Annotated in this window: 21 protein-coding genes, 1 pseudogene and 1 other annotated feature; all 22 genes and pseudogenes read left to right on the forward strand. The window is 47.1% G+C overall.

Translation table 11 applies throughout. The features are described 5' to 3' along the window. Positions 1-93: 93 nt before the first annotated feature. Positions 94-390, forward strand: a pseudogene (radC, locus tag BLU03_RS04705) (RadC family protein); the annotation flags it as partial. Positions 391-523: 133 nt separating this feature from the next. Next, positions 524-1,564: a rod shape-determining protein gene (locus tag BLU03_RS04710; protein ID WP_076569792.1), complete on the forward strand. Its 1,041-nt coding sequence runs from the start codon at positions 524-526 to the stop codon at positions 1,562-1,564. Positions 1,565-1,576: 12 nt separating this feature from the next. Continuing rightward, a complete protein-coding gene (gene mreC / locus BLU03_RS04715) occupies positions 1,577-2,449 on the forward strand; it encodes a rod shape-determining protein MreC (protein ID WP_076569793.1) in 873 nt (290 codons plus the stop codon). After that, entirely contained in the window at positions 2,446-2,964 is a 519-nt protein-coding gene (gene mreD, locus BLU03_RS04720; RefSeq protein WP_093106041.1) for a rod shape-determining protein MreD, read from the forward strand. Before mreC ends, mreD begins: the two co-directional genes overlap by 4 nt. Before the next feature lie 205 nt (positions 2,965-3,169). Continuing rightward, positions 3,170-3,242 (forward strand) — a sequence feature (ribosomal protein L21 leader region). Between the two features lie 13 nt (positions 3,243-3,255). Then, the gene (gene rplU, locus BLU03_RS04725) at positions 3,256-3,564 is read left to right on the forward strand and encodes a 50S ribosomal protein L21 (protein ID WP_076569796.1); all 309 of its coding nucleotides are present in this window, start codon (positions 3,256-3,258) and stop codon (positions 3,562-3,564) included. Between the two features lie 11 nt (positions 3,565-3,575). Further along, positions 3,576-3,896 carry a ribosomal-processing cysteine protease Prp gene (locus BLU03_RS04730; protein ID WP_008588662.1) on the forward strand — a complete coding sequence of 107 codons (321 nt, stop codon included), beginning with the start codon at positions 3,576-3,578 and terminating at the stop codon, positions 3,894-3,896. Positions 3,897-3,910: 14 nt separating this feature from the next. Beyond that, on the forward strand, positions 3,911-4,201 hold the full coding sequence (rpmA, locus tag BLU03_RS04735; RefSeq protein ID WP_008588663.1) for a 50S ribosomal protein L27: 291 nt from the start codon (positions 3,911-3,913) through the stop codon (positions 4,199-4,201). Between the two features lie 426 nt (positions 4,202-4,627). Then, positions 4,628-5,914, forward strand: a complete 1,287-nt coding sequence (gene obgE, locus BLU03_RS04740) for a GTPase ObgE (protein ID WP_093106044.1) — start codon at positions 4,628-4,630, stop codon at positions 5,912-5,914. Between the two features lie 13 nt (positions 5,915-5,927). After that, positions 5,928-6,377: an ACT domain-containing protein gene (locus BLU03_RS04745; protein ID WP_093106047.1), complete on the forward strand. Its 450-nt coding sequence runs from the start codon at positions 5,928-5,930 to the stop codon at positions 6,375-6,377. An 18-nt stretch (positions 6,378-6,395) separates the two neighbouring features. Beyond that, a complete protein-coding gene (gene pheA / locus BLU03_RS04750; RefSeq protein WP_076569802.1) occupies positions 6,396-7,268 on the forward strand; it encodes a prephenate dehydratase in 873 nt (290 codons plus the stop codon). Positions 7,269-7,381: 113 nt separating this feature from the next. Continuing rightward, positions 7,382-8,131, forward strand: coding sequence for a YebC/PmpR family DNA-binding transcriptional regulator (locus tag BLU03_RS04755; RefSeq protein WP_008588667.1), 750 nt, complete (start codon positions 7,382-7,384; stop codon positions 8,129-8,131). A 154-nt stretch (positions 8,132-8,285) separates the two neighbouring features. After that, positions 8,286-8,894, forward strand: coding sequence for a Holliday junction branch migration protein RuvA (ruvA, locus tag BLU03_RS04760; protein ID WP_076569803.1), 609 nt, complete (start codon positions 8,286-8,288; stop codon positions 8,892-8,894). 16 nt (positions 8,895-8,910) lie between these two features. Then, positions 8,911-9,915, forward strand: coding sequence for a Holliday junction branch migration DNA helicase RuvB (gene ruvB / locus BLU03_RS04765; protein ID WP_076569805.1), 1,005 nt, complete (start codon positions 8,911-8,913; stop codon positions 9,913-9,915). After that, positions 9,912-10,112 carry a DUF2905 domain-containing protein gene (locus BLU03_RS04770; RefSeq protein ID WP_076569807.1) on the forward strand — a complete coding sequence of 67 codons (201 nt, stop codon included), beginning with the start codon at positions 9,912-9,914 and terminating at the stop codon, positions 10,110-10,112. Before ruvB ends, BLU03_RS04770 begins: the two co-directional genes overlap by 4 nt. 12 nt (positions 10,113-10,124) lie before the next feature. Then, complete coding sequence (gene queA, locus BLU03_RS04775; protein WP_093106049.1) at positions 10,125-11,159, forward strand: tRNA preQ1(34) S-adenosylmethionine ribosyltransferase-isomerase QueA; 1,035 nt, start codon at positions 10,125-10,127, stop codon at positions 11,157-11,159. A gap of 15 nt (positions 11,160-11,174) precedes the next feature. Next, positions 11,175-12,311: a tRNA guanosine(34) transglycosylase Tgt gene (gene tgt / locus BLU03_RS04780; protein ID WP_076569811.1), complete on the forward strand. Its 1,137-nt coding sequence runs from the start codon at positions 11,175-11,177 to the stop codon at positions 12,309-12,311. Between the two features lie 14 nt (positions 12,312-12,325). Then, on the forward strand, positions 12,326-12,586 hold the full coding sequence (yajC, locus tag BLU03_RS04785; protein ID WP_076569814.1) for a preprotein translocase subunit YajC: 261 nt from the start codon (positions 12,326-12,328) through the stop codon (positions 12,584-12,586). A 455-nt stretch (positions 12,587-13,041) separates the two neighbouring features. After that, complete coding sequence (secDF, locus tag BLU03_RS04790) at positions 13,042-15,327, forward strand: protein translocase subunit SecDF (RefSeq protein WP_093106052.1); 2,286 nt, start codon at positions 13,042-13,044, stop codon at positions 15,325-15,327. Between the two features lie 376 nt (positions 15,328-15,703). Then, the gene (locus BLU03_RS04795) at positions 15,704-16,036 is read left to right on the forward strand and encodes a LapA family protein (RefSeq protein ID WP_076570201.1); all 333 of its coding nucleotides are present in this window, start codon (positions 15,704-15,706) and stop codon (positions 16,034-16,036) included. Positions 16,037-16,091: 55 nt separating this feature from the next. Then, the gene (gene recJ, locus BLU03_RS04800) at positions 16,092-18,392 is read left to right on the forward strand and encodes a single-stranded-DNA-specific exonuclease RecJ (RefSeq protein WP_093106054.1); all 2,301 of its coding nucleotides are present in this window, start codon (positions 16,092-16,094) and stop codon (positions 18,390-18,392) included. After that, complete coding sequence (locus tag BLU03_RS04805; protein WP_076569821.1) at positions 18,382-18,897, forward strand: adenine phosphoribosyltransferase; 516 nt, start codon at positions 18,382-18,384, stop codon at positions 18,895-18,897. Before recJ ends, BLU03_RS04805 begins: the two co-directional genes overlap by 11 nt. A gap of 116 nt (positions 18,898-19,013) precedes the next feature. Next, positions 19,014-21,215: a RelA/SpoT family protein gene (locus BLU03_RS04810; RefSeq protein WP_093106057.1), complete on the forward strand. Its 2,202-nt coding sequence runs from the start codon at positions 19,014-19,016 to the stop codon at positions 21,213-21,215. Positions 21,216-21,218 lie beyond the last annotated feature (3 nt).

Genomic DNA, 21,218 nt, shown 5'->3' on the forward strand with positions numbered 1-21,218 from the left:
TCTCCCATAAAAAGTCCACATATTGCTTCGCTCCTTTTCCATAATTATAGCATATGAAGTCATATGATTTTTACCATACTCATACAATCGACTGCCCTTTTTCTCGATGTCAAAAACCGCGTCCTGGCCAGGCGAACGGTATTCGTCGGGAGCCTCAACAGCTCCATAGTTCACCCGCGGGAGGTATTCAAAGAAGCGGTGAAGAGATCGGCTGCTTCTATTGTATGCGTACACAACCACCCCTCCGGCGATCCTGCACCTTCAAGAGAAGATATACAGGTAACCAAACGGATAGCTGAGTGCGGTAAAATCATCGGAATAGAAATGCTTGATCACTTAATAATAGGAGATGGCACGTTTATTTCTTTAAAAGAAAAAGGCTATCTATGACCGCCAACCTCTATCTATTTTATTCGATTTCTCTTATAATTAAATAAGCGTGAAACGAGAAGCGCCATAATGTAAGGTTCCCTTACATCTGGCGCTTGTTCTTATCCATGGTGTTACAGAAAGGAAGATAGTATTGGGTTTTTTTGGACTTTCCAAAGATATAGGTATTGATCTCGGCACGGCTAATACTCTCGTTTTTATGAAAGACAAAGGAGTAGTGATGCGTGAACCTTCCGTAGTAGCTAGAAATATAAGGACCGGCACTATAGAAGCGGTCGGGCAGGAAGCGTACGTCATGATAGGCCGGACCCCTGAAAATATAAAAGTTATACGACCGATGAGGGACGGGGTGATCGCAGATTACGAAACGACCACAGAGATGGTGAAGTATTATATGCAGAAGTCTTTGAAAAACGGTTCGTCGTTTGCGGGCAAGCCCAATGTAATAATATGTGTTCCTTATGGAATCACTTCGGTGGAAGAACGTGCTGTCATCGATGCGACAAAGCAGGCGGGCGCAAAAGAGGCTTTTACAATCGAAGAACCTTTTGCGGCAGCCATCGGTGCAGGCCTGCCGGTGTGGGATCCTACCGGCAGTATGATCGTCGACATAGGCGGAGGAACGACGGAGGTTGCGGTTATTTCTCTGGGTGGTATAGTAACCAGCCAGTCCATAAGAATCGCCGGGGATGAAATGGATGCAGCAATCACAAATTACATCCGCAAAACTCATAACCTGATGGTGGGAGAGCGAACGGCCGAGGAAATTAAATTCACTATCGGTGCAGCTATGAACCTTGGAGAGACAGAAGGGATGGAGATCAGAGGCAGAGATCTGCTGACCGGCTTCCCGAGAACCATTTCCGTGTATCCGGAAGAAATTTCGGAGGCGCTCTCCGGAACGATTTCTTCCATCGGTGAAGCCGTGCGGGCTACGCTCGAGAAAACTCCCCCGGAACTGGCTGCCGACATAATGGAACGGGGAATCGTCCTTACCGGAGGCGGTGCCCTGCTCAAAGGGTTTGACAGAGTGCTCAGCGAAGAAACGGGATTGCCCGTCTTCATAGCTGATGAGCCTCTGGATTGTGTAGCTATAGGCACCGGACATTCCCTGGACTATATGAAACATTTCAAATCCCGTCCGAACGTCGCAGACCAAAGTCTAAGAGATTAGGAATGAGAGCCCATGCCTTCATTTTTTAGAAGAAAAATACTTATACTGGTACTTGTAGCATTTATTATTTTTGTAACACTGATCGGCTTTTCTATAAGGGAAAGGGAAAATATTTCGGCCCCCGAGAGGTTTATACTCGATACCACAGGAGTGCTGCAGTCCATAATCCACACACCGGTGGAGTGGGTGGATAACTCCATTGAAACGTTCCAGGATGTGCTCCGGGTATACGAACAGAACGAAGTGCTGAAAGAAAGACTTGCAGAGTACGAAGGACTGATTGTAGAGAATCAGGAATTGGAAGAAGAAATCGAAGAGCTTCGGGGAACAATGGAACGGGCGGAAGGTCTTGAGAAATATTCACCGGTTCAGGCAAGCGTCATCGCGAGAAGTCCGGAAAGATGGTTTGAGCAGGTTACGATCAATCGTGGTTCCAAGCATGGAGTCGAGAAAGATATGGCCGTAATCACGAAGGAAGGTCTTATCGGAAAAGTACAATCTACAGCTGCTTTTCACTCAACCGTGAAATTGTTGAGCGGGTTCGATACGTCGAACAAAATCTCTTCCTGGGTAGTGAAGAAAAATGGAGATAATGTGTTCGGTCTTGTAGAGGGTTATGATGAAGAGTCAGGACGACTCCTGCTCGGTGGCATAAACCTTGACGTGAAACTGAAAAAAGGGGAGAAAGTCATCTCCACCGGCCTTGGCGGTGTCTTCCCGAGCAGACTTCAAATCGGCACGGTGGATGAAGTGAAGAATGATGAATATGGATTGACGAAAACCGCTTATATTGAGCCTGCAGCTGATCTTTATGAGATCAACCAGGTAATTATTGCCAGACGTTCCGATCAGAACGATAAAGAGAGTCAGGAAGAAAACTCATGAAAACTGTTAAACTTTCAATCCTTATTCTGCTGTTTATCGTTCTGGAAGGAACGGTCGTCAATCTTTTTTCCGGCTCCCTTATAAGAGGCGAGACTGTTATGACCCCGCAGTGGACTCTTGTCTTCCTTCTTCTTATGAGTCTTTTCTACGATTCCAATGATACGTACCGGACGCTCTGGTACGCCCTGGGGGCGGGGTTGTTTATGGATGTAGCCTATACCGGTATAATCGGAGTACATATGCTCGTCTACGCAGTAGTGGTTTATACCGTACACGGGCTGAATAAACTTTTCCACACCAATTTCCCGGTCGTAACGCTGCTTGTTCTTGCGGGTGTTTCGTTCGCAGATACTCTTTTGTACGTGTTCTACTCTGCACTTGAGGTCGCGGAGGGGAATTTTCTGCAGTTTATACTTCAACGACTCGGCCCCGCGCTACTCGTTAATCTGATAGTCTTCCTGCTTCTTTACCTGATTCTCAAGAACGTGCTCGTGAAATGGCGGAAGTATTCTTAATGGATAAGGGTGAGGATCGGGGCCACGGATTTTCAATGTTCCGGATGTAATTTCTTTCGTTTTTCATTGCTTTTATACTTCCGGTTTAGTAAAATTTACTGCGGGCTTTACAGAGAGCCTGTAATAGCAGTAGCCGTCGTTCAGATGATTGATTGACATGGGGTTTCCGGTTGTGATAACATTAGTTTGTTAATCTTGTAGCACTTCACTGCTACAACCGCTCAGGACAGGTCATAAACCATGAATGTGGTACCTGGATGGCGAGTCTTAGTTTAATGAGGAGGTGCACGTATGTACGCAATTATTGAAACTGGTGGAAAACAGGTCAAAGTAGAAGAAGGCCAGGAAGTCTACGTTGAGAAACTGGACGCTGCCGATGGTGAGTCCGTAACTTTCGACAAAGTATTGTTCGTCGGTGGAGACAACTCCAAAGTAGGCGCTCCATTTGTAGATGGTGCTTCCGTAACGGCTAAAGTAGCCAAGCATGGTCGTCAGAAAAAGATTACCGTGTTCAAATACAAGCCGAAGAAGAACTACAAGCGTAAACAGGGTCATCGTCAGCCTTATACAAAAGTCGTTATCGACAAAATCGACGCGTAAGGGTTGAAGATATGATTACAGCAAAAATTCTTTCCGCGGATCAGCGTATTCTTGGATTTGAAATTTCCGGTCATGCAGAGAGCGGTCCTTATGGACATGATCTTGTATGTGCTGCAGTATCGGCTGTTTCTTTCGGTGCAGCCAATGCATTGATGGAAGTGGCAGGCTGCGAACCGGAAATAGTCCAGGGCGGTGAAGGTGGCTACCTTAAAGTCATTCTTACCGGGAAAGATAAAGAAGAGGAAAAAGCGTTGACCCTCCTGGAGGGGCTGCTTATTTCCCTGAGAACTATCGAACAGGATTATTCTCAATATATTACAATCATAAACTGAAGGAGGTGGAATTCATGCTACGTCTAGATCTGCAATTTTTCTCCCAGAAAAAAGGTCAGGGAAGCTCTAAAAACGGACGCGACTCCGAGAGTAAGCGTCTTGGAGCTAAGCGTGCTGACGGCCAGTCAGTAACGAGCGGTTCCATTCTTTACCGTCAACGCGGCACTAAAATTTACCCGGGTACAAACGTGGGTATCGGTGGCGATGACACACTTTTCGCTAAAGCAGACGGGGTTGTAAAATTCGAACGTTACGGTCGCGATCGTAAAAAAGTCAGCGTATACCCTGCAGCACAAGAAGCGTAAATTGCTATATGAAGATGAAGCCACGCCGTGCTTTTTGCATGGACGTGGTTTTTTCTTTATCAGTAATGAACAGCGACCGGTATCTGTACCCCATAGAATCATAGAATCATAAGGTTGATTCTGCTATAATTCTTAATAATATTTAAATGTGCAGATGAAGAAAGCCGTTTTCTTCACTGTCACGGTAATGGGTGAATCAAGTTCAATTTCCGAACGAAACATGCTCAAGAACTGCTTCGAGAAGTGTTTGGGGGGGCCGGTTGAACAGGCCCCGTTCTCGTATCGGAAGCTGAGGTTGATTTATCGACCCGGACAGGGAGAAAGGTGCTTCCATACTGCGAAGGTATTGTGGATAAGCGTTTGTTTTGATAAGAAAGTATCCTTAAGGGGATAGGCGAAAGACTGAATTGAAGAGGTGAAAAATATATGTTTGTCGATCAGGTGAAAATATATGTAAAAGCGGGAGATGGGGGCAACGGCCTTGTCGCCTACCGCAGAGAAAAATATGTTCCGAGAGGCGGTCCTGCAGGCGGAGACGGCGGCCGGGGCGGAGACGTGGTTTTCGAAGTGGATGAGGGTTTAAACACGCTCATGGACTTTCGTTATCAGCGTCACTTCAAGGCTCGACGCGGCGAAAACGGTATGAATCAGAAGAAACACGGGAAAAATGCTGATGATCTTGTAGTTCCGGTACCTCCGGGCACTACCGTCCGAAATGCGGCTACCGGCGAACTGATAGCAGATTTACTCGAGCACAAGCAGCGGGCAGTGATTGCTGCAGCAGGACGTGGCGGCCGTGGAAATGCCAAATTTGCGACTGCCAGAAACCGTGCGCCGGAAATCTCCGAGAATGGTACGCTCGGAGTGGAACTCGATGTCCAGTTAGAGCTGAAACTGCTGGCGGATGTCGGGCTGGTAGGTTTTCCAAGCGTAGGAAAATCAACGTTCCTTTCCACTGTTACTGCCGCGAAGCCGAAAGTGGCTGACTATCACTTCACTACCCTGAATCCTAATCTTGGTGTAGTGGAAACGAAGGATGGACGCAGTTTCGTTATGGCCGATCTTCCGGGGCTTATCGAAGGGGCGCACGAAGGTGTAGGACTGGGACATCAGTTCCTCAGGCACATTGAGCGGACCAGAGTAATACTGCACGTTATAGATATGTCGGGGATGGAAGCGCGTGATCCTTATGAAGATTATGTAGCTATCAATCACGAACTCGCCTCCTATGATGAAAGTCTTAAAGACAGGCCTCAGATAGTGATTGCCAATAAAATGGACTTGCCCGGTTCGGAAGAAAATCTGGAAAAATTCCGTGCCGAAACCGAAAAGGAAGACTTGCGGATCTATCCTCTTTCTGCGATTACCAGAAGCGGATTGGATGAAATCCTTTACGCAGTGGCGGATGAACTCGACCGGATTCCTAAAGAAGTGAAAGAGGAAGTTACTACGGAAAACAGAGTTCTGTATAAATACGAAAAAGAAGCACCTGCCTTTCATATTATGAGAGATGATGATGGGGCTTACGTACTTTACGGAGAGAAGATAGAGTCGCTTTTCCGCCGGACGAACTTCGATCACGATCAGGCTGTCAACCGGTTCGCACAGCAGATGCGCAGCATGGGTGTGGATGAGGCCCTCCGGAAGAAAGGGGCCGAACACGGTGATACGATTCGCCTGCTTGAATTTGAATTTGAATTTGTAGACGGTTAACGGGGGTGAAGTCATGGCAGATTACAGCGAGAAATTTTATCTGGTACGAAGTGATATACTTCCGGAAGCGATGAAAAAAACACTTGATGTGAAAGCCATGCTCGAGCGCGGAAAAGCCGAGTCCATATACGAAGCTGTCCGCGGTGTCGGTTTATCACGAAGCGCTTATTATAAATACAAAGATGCTGTTTACCCATTCCAGACGATGGTAAAAGAACAGATCGTTACACTGTTTTTTCACCTGGAAGATCAGAAGGGGAGTCTTTCGAACCTGCTTGCAGTAGCTGCCGGGTTCGGATGCAACGTACTCACGATACACCAGACGATTCCTATCCAGGGAAAAGCGAATGTTACCCTGTCGCTTAATACGGCAGGAATGACGGAGGAGATGAACAGTCTGATGCAGGATATGCAGGGACTTTCCTTCGTCGATAATGTGGAAGTTTTAAGTTCCGGTGCTTAACAATGGAGGGGTGATAGAATGGAGACGCAAAAGATAGGGTATCTGGGACCAAAGGGTACTTTTACGAAAATGGCGGTGGATTCTTTGTTCGACGGCGGGGAGTTTGTAAGCTTTGATACCATCCCTGCCTGTCTCGATGCAGTGGAAGCAGGAGAAATCGATACGGGGGTCGTCCCGCTCGAAAATGCGATCGAAGGATCCGTTCATCTTACAATCGATTATTTGATTCATCAGGTGAACCAGGCGATCATAGCAGAGCTTACTGTTCCTATACGCCAGCACCTGCTGACGCATCCGGATTATGACGATCATGACATAACCGAAATTCATTCTCACAGTCATGCGATTGCCCAGTGCCATCAGTATTTACACAAACATTATCCGGAAGCGGCAATCCATTATACTGCTTCTACGGGGCGGGCAGCCGAAATCGTCAGGGAAAAAGGTGTGCACGCAGCGGCTATCGGTAACCATCTGGCTGCCGAAATGAACGGGCTGAACATCCTGGAAGGTAACATTCATGATTATGACAACAATCACACCAGGTTCGCCGTAGTGCAAAAAGAGCCGAAAACGTTGAAAGTGAAAGATCAGCCTGTGAAAAAACACAAAACTACCGTAATGGTTACTCTCCCTCAGGACTACGTTGGAGCACTTCATCAGGTTCTCGCTGCTTTTGCCTGGAGAAAGATGAACCTGTCGAAGATCGAGTCACGCCCTATGAAGACGGGTCTCGGCAATTATTTCTTCCTTGTGGACGTGGACCAGCCGTATGATCAGGTACTCTTCCCGGGAGTACAGCAGGAACTGGAAGCACTTGGCTGCAGACTTAAAGTCCTCGGCACGTATCCAAGTTATGAAATTGAAACTTTTTCTCCCGTAATGAAGTAAAACGTGCCTTCCGAGGCACGTTTTTTAATGAAGAAGTGTACAGTTTTGACAGTGGAATGAATTTTGATATAGTTATTAAAGGAAAAAACTTGATTTGGAGAGGAGAATGCACCATGGCCGGTCATTCAAAATGGAGTAACATTAAACATCGTAAAGGTGCACAGGATGCGAAACGGGGAAAACTTTTCCAGAAGCTGGCTCGCCAAATCTTCGTTGCTGCAAAACAGGGAGATCCGGATCCGGAGATGAACCCGGATTTGCGGTTAGCTATAGAAAAAGCCAGATCGAATAATATGCCGAAGGACAATATCGACAGAGCCGTGAAAAAGGCTAAAGGCGATGTCGGCGGAAATGAATATGAAGACGTCGTGTATGAAGGATATGGTCCCGGCGGGGTCGCCGTCATGGTCAACGTACTGACAGACAACAAAAACAGAACGGCTCCCGAAGTTCGGCACGCCTTCAGTAAACATGGAGGGAATTTGGGGGAAAACGGGTGTGTTTCCTTCATGTTCGACAGAAAAGGATTCATCACCATCGACCGCTCCGCCACGGAAGTGGAAGAGGATGATATTATGCTTGAAGCGATCGAAGCTGGTGCAGATGAGCTTGAGACTACGGATGACTTTTTTGAAATATACACGGAACCCGAAAATTTTCAAAATGTAAAACACGCGCTGGAAGCTTATCCTGTGCAGACAGCTGAAGTGACTATGATTCCTCAGACTTACACCCCTCTGGAGGAGGAAGAGACTGTGGAACAAATGCTTAAGCTCATTGATATGCTCGAAGATAATGACGACGTTCAGGATATTTGGCATAACCTTGACGCCGATCAGGAAGTACTGGAGAAGCTGACCTGAATTCGTCGTTGGAAAGAGTGGTTTTCTTTACATTTAAAGGAAACCACTCTTTTTATATAGAAATATCATAGAGGCAACGCCATCACTTTTCCTGATACGAACGTGTGTATGTATGTTATAATATCAGGGACAACGCAGGAATGGAGCGAAATGAATGATTGCATACGTTAAGGGTACATTGACAGCGGTAGAAGAAGAAACCATTAATGTGGAAGTACAAGGTCTTGGCTATGAAGTTTATTGTGCCAACCCTTTTTATTTTGAAACGAAACTCGGGGAAGAAGTGAAAATATATACATACCATCATGTGCGGGAAGACGCTCAAATTCTTTTCGGCTTCCCGAAAAAAGAGGATAAACGTCTGTTTGCCAGGCTGCTCAGCGTTTCGGGAATCGGTCCCAAGGGGGCGCTGGCCATTCTTGGCGGAGTAAGCGTATCGGATTTCATCAGTGCCATTGAACGGGAAGATGATAAATATCTGACTAAATTTCCGGGGGTCGGGAAGAAAACCGCCAGACAGATGATTCTGGATCTGAAAGGGAAACTGGTCGACTGGCTGCCCGAGGAAGAAAATGAAGCGACTATCTTCTATACCAAAGCAAGAGCCGATCAGTCGCTTATTGCGGAAGCACTGGAGGCACTGGAAGCTCTGGGTTATTCGGATAAGGAACTAAGGTCGATAAAACCCGAGCTTCAGACTATGGAGGCGGACCGGGTGGATGATTACGTAAGACAGGGACTGCAGTTACTACTGAAGACATAGAAAGGAGCAACATCCTATGGAAGATCGAATCATTTCCGGGGAACAGCAGGGGAGAGAAGATGAAATCGAACAAAGTTTAAGACCTGAACTTCTCTCCCAATATATCGGTCAGGAAAAAACGAAACACAATCTCAGTATATTTATAGAGGCTGCGAAAATGAGGGAAGAACCTTTGGATCATACGTTGCTTTATGGGCCGCCGGGCCTTGGTAAAACAACGCTTGCCTCCATAATCGCCAACGAAATGGAAGTACAGTTTCGGACAACTTCCGGTCCGGCTGTAGAAAGAGCCGGAGATCTTGCGGCCATCCTTTCTTCGCTTGAGGCGGGGGATGTGCTTTTTATCGACGAAATTCATCGCCTTCCGCGTTCCGTGGAAGAGGTTCTGTACCCGGCAATGGAAGACTTCTGTCTTGATATTGTGGTCGGCAACGGTCCGAGCGCGAGATCCGTCCGTCTCGATCTGCCTCCGTTCACTCTCGTGGGAGCCACCACCAGGGCAGGGCTGCTGTCGGCTCCGCTCCGTGACCGGTTCGGGGTGCACGGCCGACTTGAATTCTATTCGAACGAAGCTCTTTCCGACATCATCAGAAGAACGGCAGAAATTTTCAATGTATCGATAGATGAAGAAGCCTCGGACGAAATAGCCAGCCGCTCCCGGGGCACACCGAGGATTGCCAACCGTCTGCTGAAACGCGTACGGGATATAGCCCAGGTAAAAGGAGAACGGGAAATTTCTCTTGCCACTGCCCGTGAAGCGCTCGGTATGCTGCAGGTGGATGAAGACGGGCTGGATCATATCGATCACAAGCTTCTTCTTGCGCTGATGGATTCTTTCCGCGGGGGGCCTGTCGGTGTTGATACGATGGCGGCCACCATCGGGGAAGAATCTCAGACTATCGAAGATGTGTATGAACCTTTCCTGTTGCAGAAAGGGTACATACAGAGAACGCCGAGGGGCCGGACGGCTACTCCTAAAACTTACACGCACTTTGACCGGGAGATGCCCGGGGGATCATGAATGAGCTCAGTAAAATCTTCATCATTATCGGCATCGTTTTTCTTTTGTTTGGAATCATCGGAGCCTTTATCGGTAAACTTCCGGGAGATCTGATTTTTAAGAAGGGAAATACGACTTTTTATTTTCCGATAATGACGTCAATCGTCGTAAGTATTATTTTGTCTTTAATTTTTTATATAGTCAGCAGATTGAAGTGAGGTTGAAGGATAATGACAACAGATATCAATGAATACGATTTTGAACTGCCGGAAGAACTCATCGCCCAGACACCACTGAAGGATCGGGATTCTTCCCGTCTTATGGTTCTTAACACGGAAGCAGAAGAAATAGAGCACCGTGTATTCTCGGATGTGAAAGATTATCTCCATCCCGGAGACTGTCTCGTTTTGAATGATACAAAAGTACTTCCTGCGCGGTTGTACGGCGTGAAAGAAGATACGGGAGGAAAAGTGGAAGTACTTCTTCTTCACCAGCGCGAAGGCGACGAATGGGAAGTACTGATGAAGCCTGCCAAAAAAGTGAAGGAAGGTACGGAACTCACCTTTGGCGACGGACGACTGAAAGCCGTTTGTACAAAAGAGTTGGAGCACGGCGGGAGAATCGTCGAGTTCTCATACGAAGGCATCTTCCTTGAAGTGCTGGATTCTCTCGGAGAAATGCCGCTTCCTCCGTACATCACCGAGCAACTGGAAGACCGTGACCGTTACCAGACGGTTTACGCAAAAGAAGAGGGATCGGCTGCCGCGCCCACGGCCGGCCTTCATTTTACGGAAAAGCTGCTCCGGGAATTGGAGGAGTCGGGGGTTGAACTTGTATATCTTACTTTGCATGTAGGTCTCGGAACGTTCAGACCGGTGAGTGTGGAAAACGTCGAAGAACATGACATGCATGCAGAGTTTTATACCCTGGGGGAAGAGTCAGCCGGGACGCTTAATCGTATAAAGGAAAACGGCGGGCGCATCATTTCGGTAGGTACGACGTCGACCCGGACGCTTGAGACGATTTACCGGGAACATCAGCGATTTGTGGCGGAGAGCGGGTGGACGGATATTTTCATCTATCCTCCGCATCAGGTGGAATCAATCGATGGACTCGTGACGAATTTCCACCTTCCGAAGTCGACACTGATCATGCTTGTGAGTGCTATTGCCGGCAGGGATTTCATACTGGAAGCCTACCGCCGGGCGGTGACGGAGAAGTACCGTTTCTTCAGTTTCGGGGATGCAATGCTAATTTTAAAGTAGGAGTGGAAGATACAGATGGCAGTAACATATGAACATATAAAAACATGTAAGCAGACAGGTGCACGGTTAGGGAAGGTCCATACTCCTCACGGAACGTTCGAAACCCCTGCCTTCATGCCTGTAGGTACGTTAGCGACAGTTAAGACGATGAGTCCGGAAGAGCTTGAGTCCATGGGGGCGGGAATGATTCTTTCGAACACTTATCATCTCTGGCTGCGTCCGGGAGCGGATATCGTCGAAGAAGCCGGAGGCCTTCATAAATTTATGAACTGGAAAGGTTCTATCCTTACAGATTCGGGAGGTTTCCAGGTGTTCAGTCTCAGTGATCTGAGAAAAATCGAAGAGGAAGGCGTTCATTTCCGTAACCATATAAGCGGGGAGAAGCTATTCCTTTCTCCGGAGAAAGCGATGCACATACAGAATCAGCTCGGCGCGGATATTATGATGGCATTTGATGAATGCCCGCCTTACCCTGCAGAACACAAGTATATGAAGGATTCCGTGGAGAGGACGAGCCGCTGGGCGGAGCGCTGCTTGTCGGCTCATAAACGTCCTCACGATCAGGGCCTGTTCGGTATCGTTCAAGGCGGGGAATACGAAGATCTGCGGAAACAGAGTGCGCGTGATCTTACATCGCTGGACTTCCCGGGGTATGCGATCGGTGGTCTGTCGGTCGGGGAACCGAAAGATGTAATGAACAGGATGCTTGAATCGACGACACCTTTGTTGCCTTCAGATAAGCCGAGATATCTCATGGGCGTAGGGTCCCCTGATTCCCTGGTGGATGGAGCAATACGGGGGATCGACATGTTCGACTGTGTGCTTCCGACACGCATAGCCCGTAACGGTACCTGTATGACGTCTAACGGACGTCTGGTCGTCCGTAATGCTAAATTTGCCCGTGATTTCGGTCCGATCGACGAAAATTGCGATTGTCATACGTGTCGTAACTATTCGAGAGCTTATATCCGTCACCTCGTAAAATCCAATGAAACGTTCGGAATCAGACTTACTACTTATCATAACCTGTATTTTCTGTTAAAATTGATGAGGCAAGTGCGAGAAGCCATTAAAGAAGACAGACTCGGAGATTTCCGTGAAGAATTCTTTGAACAATATGGTTTCAACAGGCCAGATGCGAAAAACTTTTAGGGGGGAAGACAGAGATGGAAACATTGATAGGGCTACTGCCTATTATTTTAATGTTTGTTATCTTTTACTTTTTGCTGATTCGTCCTCAACAGAAAAAGCAAAAAAAAGTGCAGCAGATGCAATCCGAACTGCAAAAAGGTGATGAAATTATTACAATCGGCGGCATTCATGGTACGATCCACGCGCTTGACGAAGGCACTGTCGTCGTTACGGTTAACGATGGCTCTTCGTTGAAGATGGATCGTTCATCAGTCAGAGAAAGAAAGAACGACTAAGACCTAGGGAAACGAAAGACGGCTCTTATTTCAAGCCGTCTTTTATCAATACCTGAGGAAAAAGAGTGATTCCTGCATTGAGCCGGGAATCACTCTTTGTTTTTTGCAGGGGTTTTTTGGATTCTTTCGACTCAAACTGACCTGTAAAAATCTGACCATTCGGTACAGTTTTTCACTGAATAGCCTGTTCATCTTCTCAAAGAAATGATTTTCCGCTACAATAGATTATATGCTTGTACATATAGGCCGGCGCCTCCGCGTTTCAGGGAGGGTGTGTGCTTACCTGCCCTCTTTTGAAGCACGGGCAGGCAATGGTGAAACAGTGATTATATATTGATGAAAAAGGTATGCAATACAAGCAGGGGCTGCTTTTGTGACTCAAAGGAAGTCCCGTATGATTGACGTCAAGAGGAAAGAGTCCCTGAAAAGAGGGACAATAAGGGGGAGCGAAGGAAATGAAAAAACGAGGTCGCATTGTCGCCTTTTTTCTTATAGTAGCTTTACTTGGAACGATGATAGGTACGACTGTTACGGGTGTCGCCAAAGACATAAAGCTCGGACTCGACCTTCAGGGAGGATTCGAGATTCTCTATGAGGTGGATCCGATTGATGAGGAACAGGAAGTCAACCGTCAAGTACTTGAAGCGACTGTGCAGTCACTGACAGAAAGGGTGGACTCCCTTGGTATCAGTGAAGCAAATATCAACATCGAAGAGCCCAACAGGATAAGGGTGCAGCTTGCGGGTGTCGATAATCAGCAGGAAGCGAGAGAATTACTGTCGACGACCGCCGAACTGTCTTTTCGTGACGTAGAGGGCAATGAATACCTTGATGGCAGTGATATTGTCGAGGGCAGTGCCCAGCAGTCATTTGATGCGAACACGAACCAGCCTGTGGTTACTGTGAAAATGGAAAGTGCCCAGGAATTTTACGAAGTTTCGGATACTATTACGAGTAAGGAACAGGATCCGGAGACTCCGTATGACGACCGTATGATGGTCATCTGGCTCGACTATAACGAATCCGAGACGACGTTCCCGGAAGAGTACGGCAAAGAAGATCCGGCATATATTTCCGCTCTCGGATTTAATAATGATGAGCCGATCAGAAGCACGGACGTCCAGATTGACGGGAACTTTACGGTGGAATCAGCCAAACAGCTGGCCGACATGCTGAACGCCGGATCGCTTCCGGTGAACCTCGAAGAAATGTACTCGACGTCCGTAGGAGCACAGTTCGGGGAGCAGGCGATGAATAAAACCGTTATTGCCGGAGCGATAGGTATTGCGCTAATCTTCCTTTACATGATTGCCTACTACCGTTTTCCGGGGATTATTGCAGCAGTCACACTTTCCGTATATATATACCTTATTCTTGTAGTGTTCGAACTCATGAACGGGGTGCTGACACTGCCCGGGATAGCCGCTCTTATTTTGGGAGTAGGTATGGCTGTAGATGCGAACATCATAACGTATGAACGTATCAAAGAAGAACTGAAATCCGGTAAATCGGTAATGTCCGCTTTCAAATCGGGGAATAAGCGATCTCTTGCGACTATCCTTGATGCGAACATAACAACACTGATAGCTGCAGGCGTACTGTTTATATTCGGGACGAGTTCCGTGAAAGGGTTCGCTACGATGCTGATAGTGAGCATACTGGTAAGCTTCATCACCGCCGTTTTCGGTACCCGCCTTTTCATGGGTCTGTGGATTCACAGCCGTCTGCTGAATAAACGTCCCGGCTGGTTCGGGGTGAAGCCTTCACAAATCCAGGATATTAATGATACGACCCCGGTGAATACAACTGTAAAAGGTAAAACTTTCGATTTTGCAGGGTTACGGAAGCGATTCTTTGCAATTTCGATTATACTGATCGCCTCCGGCGGTATCGCGCTTATGATATTCAAACTTAACTTAGGGATTGACTTCACAAGCGGATCCAGAGTGTCTATTCTTTCCGATGGCAATATCAAAGCTCCCCAGGTGGAAGAGACGCTCGAGGAAGAATTCGGCGTCACGCCGAAACAGATAGTGATTTCAGGGGACAACGACGAGATTGCTGTGGCCCGGTTCGAAACGGTTCTTCCAAAAGATAAGATAGGAGAAATTCAGGACCATTTTGAAGAAAAATACGGTAACACGCCTAACGTAAGTACTGTATCTCCGATAGTGGGTCAGGAACTTGCCAAGAACGCAGCTCTGGCTGTGCTCTATGCCTCTATAGGAATCGTTATTTATGTTACGATCCGATTCGAGTTCTTTTTTGCACTCACGGCAATTCTGGCCCTGCTGCACGATGCTTTCTTTATCATAGCTCTATTCAGCATAACCAGGCTTGAATTCGATATAACGATAATTGCCGCCATTCTGGCAATCGTCGGGTATTCCGTCAATGATACGATCGTAACTTTCGACAGGATACGCGAAAACTTGAAACTTAAGCGGAAAGTGAAGACCTTCGGTGAACTGGCGAAAGTGGTAAACGAAAGTCTGATGCAGACGCTTGCAAGAAGTTTCAATACTGTAATCACTGTGGTGTTCGCAGCATTGATGATCTTCCTGTTCGGAGCTTCTTCTATAACGAATTTCGGATTTGCTCTTGTAGTAGGACTCGTAGCCGGTACGTACTCTTCCCTCTTTATTGCTGCGCAGCTCTGGCTGGTAATGAGAGGACGTACGATCGAGAAGAAACCGATCGAGTACTCCGAGAAGAAGAAAACGAATGGACCGCAGGTATAATAACGAAAAGTTTTCGGCACAATTGAATAGCAGATAACAAAAACCGGACCCTTGTGTTCGGTTTTTGTATTTCTTACGAGTAAGGGGAGATGGATTAGACACCTCTTCCCGGAGCAAGCCTGTTTTCCTTCCCTTCAGATGCGAAGGTAAGGATAACGTTCTTTTCGTGACGTTGAGAGGTATGAAGGAGCGGTGAATGTCACGATTCCGGCATAAACGTTACCTTCGTTCCGTTTCACAGCTTACGAAAGGAAGGAAAGCCGACAGATGACACTTACTCTTTCTATTCGCTGGAAAAAGGAGGGCCGGGCTTACCTGTTTTTTGATTGAATCACTTTCCGTGGGGGTATACTACAGAGGAAAGGAGGTGGCTGTCGTGAAGGGACAGACTTACATTATACTGGCCATTATATTTGCTCTTTTAGTAGCTATATTTGCAGTCATTAACGTGGACCCTGTGCAAGTGGATTATTTATTCGGCTCCGGAGAGGCTCCCCTCATACTTGTGATCCTCATCTCCGTACTGATGGGTGGAATTATAACTGCTTCCGTGGGCTCACTCCGGTATTTCCGGCTGAAACAGAATTACCGTTCTCTGGAGAAAAAAATGCAAAATGACACGGAGAATGCACCGGAAGAGCCAACCGCTAATGAAAAAGATGAGGATAAAGACTTGGACGATAACCCGGATAAACATAAGGACAGGTAATATGGTTGTTCACACCCCCGGCCTTTAGTATAATTAACGGGTCAGGGGTGTCGTTATGTTAAAAAGTAAAATGAAATGGGATTTTACATACAGTTCGGATTCTGCCAATAGGCAGGAATTGATAAATGAATTATTGGAGCAGCGCGGCTTGCATACGGAAGAGGAAAGAAGCAGGTTTTTGCACCCGGCGCTTGCTGATTTACATGATCCTTTTCTCATAAACGGAATGCGGAAAGCTGTGAACCGGGTCAAAGAGGCTATCCATTACGAAGAGCCCATTCTGATTTTCGGGGATTATGACGCGGACGGTGTCAGTTCGACAGCGTTAATGATGGAGTGTCTGCGATCGCTCGGAGCGGAATGCGACTTTTATATTCCTAACAGGTTTACGGAAGGATACGGTCCAAACGAAAATGCATTCAGATGGGCCTCCGCACAGGGATACACGCTTATAATTACAGTGGACAATGGTATAGCCGCTGTGGAAGAAGCGAAAGTTGCAAAAGAATTGGGGATCGATCTCATTATTACGGATCACCACGAAGTTCAGAACGAACTGCCTGAGGCATTTGCGATTCTGCATCCGAAAACTTCTCTCCAGTATCCTTTTCAGGAACTGGCAGGAGTCGGGGTGGCGTTCAAATTCGCCCACGCTCTTCTGGAAGAGAAGCCGGTTCACCTGCTCGATCTTGTAGCTATAGGAACGGTCGCCGACCTGGTGCCACTTGAAGATGAGAACAGGATACTTGTTTCCTTCGGACTTGAGGCTATTACAAAGACGAGGCGTCCGGGGCTTCGTCAACTGAAAAATTTGAATAGCATAGACGGAGACGTAGACGAAGAAGCGGTCGGATTTATGATAGGTCCAAGAATGAACGCAGTCGGTCGCCTGCAGGATGCTTCTCCTGCCGTGGATCTTTTACTTACCAGGGATGAAGAAGAGGCACAGGAACTGGCCGGGTTCGTTCAGGAACTGAATAAAGAGCGTCAGAAAATTGTTCAGGAAATAGCTGACGAAGCCGAGGCACTGCTCGGGGAAGATGTGAAAGATGAAGTGATTGTGGTGGCCAGGGAAGGCTGGAATGCCGGAGTGCTCGGTATCGTCGCTTCCAAGCTTGTGAGGAAATTCGACAGGCCTGCGATTGTTCTTACCATTGATAAGGAGAAAGGTCAGGCAAAAGGATCCGCCAGAAGTATAGATGCCTATGATATGTTTGAAAATTGCATGGAGCACAGGGAACTGTTTCTTCACTTCGGTGGGCATTCCCAGGCTGCAGGCATGACACTGGCGGAGGACAATATAATTTCGCTACGAGAAGAGTTGTCCCGACTGGCGAGAGAAAAACTTGCGCCGGAGGACTACGGTCAGTCACTACCTGTCACGATGAGTCTCGATCTCAGTGAAGTGTCATTACAGCAGATAGAATTCGTCAATCAGTTACGGCCATTCGGAATGGCTAATCCTAAACCGTACTTCCACGTCAGAAGCAGGGCGAAGGAATTGAGGCTGATAGGCAGCAAAAAGAATCATATGAAAGTAACGCTGGAGCAGAACGGTTCCCGTCTAGATGCTATCGCGTTCGGACAGGGAGAAGCGTATCACTCAATCGCTCCTCAGTCCCCGATAGATATGGTGGGGCAGCTGAGTATCAACGAATGGAACGGAACGAGGAAACCACAGCTGATGGTGGAAGACATTGCAGTGAAAGAGTGGCAGCTGTTCGACTGGAGAGGAACGAAACATTTGCAGAAGTCTTTACCGTCCTTCCAGAGAGACGAAGCCGCCTGTGTCACTTTCGGGTTGCAGACGGAAGGGCCGGGAGAGTTACCGGTGATCGGGTTCAACGACAGCAGGGTCAAGGATTACAGTATATTGATTTTAATCGATCTCCCCGAACGGCTTGAAGATCTGAATGCGCTCCTCGGGGAGGTATCACCTGAGCGTATTTACGCCGTCTACTCTTTGAGAGACGATGCATTTATGCAGACGCTGCCGTCCCGGGAGCATTTCAAGTACTTTTATGGAATGCTGAAAAAGAAAAAAACGTTTGACCTTGAAAAAGATTCGGCTCTTCTCGCAAGGCACAAGGGATGGAAAGTCGATTCGATAAAATTCATTTGTAACGTGTTTTTTGATTTGGGTTTTGTTACAATAAAAGATGGTCAATTGTTTATGAACACACAACCCGAACAGAAAAGCTTGACAGAATCCCGGACGTTCCAGGCGAGACAGGAGCAGATGGAAGTTGAAAAAGTACTATACTATTCGACATATAAAGAATTGAAAGATTGGATGGAAACCCGGCTGCAAATTACAGGGGCGGAAGTCAAGGAGGAAATAAGATATGGATTATAAAGAACATATAGCAATTGTTGAAAACTGGCCGAAAGAGGGAGTTCAGTTTAAAGACATCACTCCCCTCATGGATAACGGTCCTGCTTTTAAAGCAGCTGTGGATGACATCGTGACTTATGCCAAAAAGCGCGACATCGACATCGTAGTAGGTCCTGAAGCCCGTGGCTTTATAGTAGGGTGCCCTGTGTCCTACGCTCTTGAAATAGGTTTTGCCCCGATTCGTAAGAAAGGAAAACTTCCCCGGGAAACGATTGAAGTGGATTACGGTCTGGAATACGGCCAGGACATCCTGGCTATACACAAAGATGCAATAAAACCCGGCCAGCGCGTACTTATCATCGACGACCTGCTCGCTACCGGAGGTACAATTGAAGCAACTATAGATCTGGTGGAGCAGCTGGGCGGAGAAGTGGCAGGGTGTGCCTTTCTCATCGAGCTTCAATACCTGAACGGCAGAGACAAGCTCGAAGGATACGATGTACTGACACTAATGCAATACGAGTAGAAGAGTGCGCCCTCTGTAAGGGCGCTCTTTTGCTATCATTTCCCTTGGAAAGGCGGAGGTTATGTTCAGCATTTCAGTAAAAGATAATTCAACATATAGAAATCAGGGTGATTGTTATGGCGAATGATAATGTGTTGACTGCGGAAGAAGTGATTGATGGGGCAAGACATTATCTGAATGAAGACGAGTTACAATTTATTCGGAAAGCCCATGAATATGCTGCCTGGGCACATCGTGATCAGTATAGAAAGTCAGGGGAGCCTTATATCATACACCCGGTCCAGGTAGCCGGGATCCTCGTCAATCTGGAACTCGATGCTGAAACGATAGCCAGCGGCTTTCTTCATGATACGGTGGAGGATACAGGCGTAACGGTGGAAGATCTGAAGGTGACTTTCAATGAGGAAGTCGCTATGCTCGTGGACGGAGTGACTAAATTAGGAAAAATCAAATATAAGTCTAAAGAAGAACAGCAGGCGGAGAATCACAGGAAGATGTTCGTCGCAATGGCGAAGGATCTTCGTGTCATTCTGATTAAACTTGCTGACAGACTTCATAACATGAGGACTCTCAAGCACCTGCCGGCCGAGAAACAGCGGAGAATTTCCAACGAAACTCTGGAGATTTTTGCACCTCTCGCTCACCGTCTCGGTATTTCAACTATCAAGTGGGAACTTGAAGATACAGCACTGCGATATCTGAATCCCCAGCAGTATTACCGTATCGTGCACCTTATGAAGCAGAAGAGAAACGAGCGGGAGCACTACGTGGATGAAGTCATCAATCAGATAAGGGGCGAGCTCGATAATGTGGACATAGAGGCTGATCTGGATGGCCGCCCGAAGCATCTGTACAGTATTTACAAAAAAATGGTTCTGCAAAGCAAGCAGTTTAACGAAATATACGATCTGCTTGCCGTGCGCATTCTGGTAAACAGCATTAAAGACTGTTATGCAGTATTGGGCATTATACACACATGCTGGAAGCCGATGCCGGGACGCTTCAAGGATTATATCGCCATGCCGAAGCCAAACCTGTATCAGTCTCTGCATACGACAGTCATCGGTCCGAAAGGTGATCCTCTCGAAGTGCAGATCAGAACACATGATATGCACGAAATCGCCGAATACGGCATTGCTGCCCACTGGGCTTATAAAGAAGGGAAACAGTCCGGCAGCACCCAGTCTTTTGAAGAAAAACTGTCCTGGTTCCGTGAAATTATGGAATGGCAGAGCGAGACCCACGATGCGGAAGAATTTATGGAATCCTTAAAAATGGATCTGTTTTCCGATATGGTTTACGTCTTCACTCCGAGAGGCGATGTTATCGAACTGCCGTACGGTTCGAACCCTCTTGATTTTGCATACCGGATCCACACGGAAATCGGTAACCAGACTATAGGTGCCAAGGTGAACAGCAAAATGGAGCCTCTTGATTACGTGTTGAAAACCGGAGATATCGTAGAAGTGATGACTTCGAAACATTCCTACGGTCCTTCTGAAGACTGGGTGAATATTGCCCAGACTTCCCAGGCAAAAAATAAAATCAAACAATTTTTCAAGAAGCAGCGCAAGGAAGAGAATATTTCCAAAGGCCGGGACGCAGTGGCACGGGAAATAAAGAATCTTCAACTGTCTCCGAAAGAGGTACTGACACAGGATAATATTCAGCGGGTGCTCGATAAATTCAATTTCACCTCGCTTGATGATATGTATGCAGCGGTAGGATACCAGGGAATCACTGCAATTCAGGTAGCAAACCGTCTTACGGAGAGAATCCGGCGTGAGAAAGAAAAGCAGGAGGCTCTGGAAGATACGGTAGCCAATGTAAACAAAAAAGACTTAAAAAAACAGCCCAACGTGAAAAAAGATGCGGGGGTCGTAGTGGAAGGGGTCGACAATCTGCTCGTCCGCTTAGCCAAGTGCTGCAGTCCGGTTCCGGGTGACGAAATCATCGGATATATAACGAAAGGCCGCGGTGTTTCCGTGCATCGGACCGACTGCCCGAACGTCAAGACCGAAGAAGCTAAAGACCGTCTCCTGCCTGTTAAGTGGGAAGAAGAGGAAGATAACGGCAAACAGTATCACGTGGATCTCGAGATCTGGGGGTATGATCGGAGAGGTCTTGTCAATGAAGTGTTACAGGCTGTCAACGAAACGAAAACGAATATTACGGCGGTTTCGGGAAGGTCCGACCGCAATAAGATGGCTACAATCAATATTACAATACTGATTCAGAATACTTCCCATCTCAGGAAGATAGTGGAGAGAATCAAACAGATCCAGGAAGTATATACGGTGCGGAGAGTAATGCAATAGAGG

The sequence above is a fragment of the Salimicrobium album genome, from assembly GCF_900107115.1.
GTDB classification, from domain to species: Bacteria; Bacillota; Bacilli; order Bacillales; family Halobacillaceae; genus Salimicrobium; species Salimicrobium album.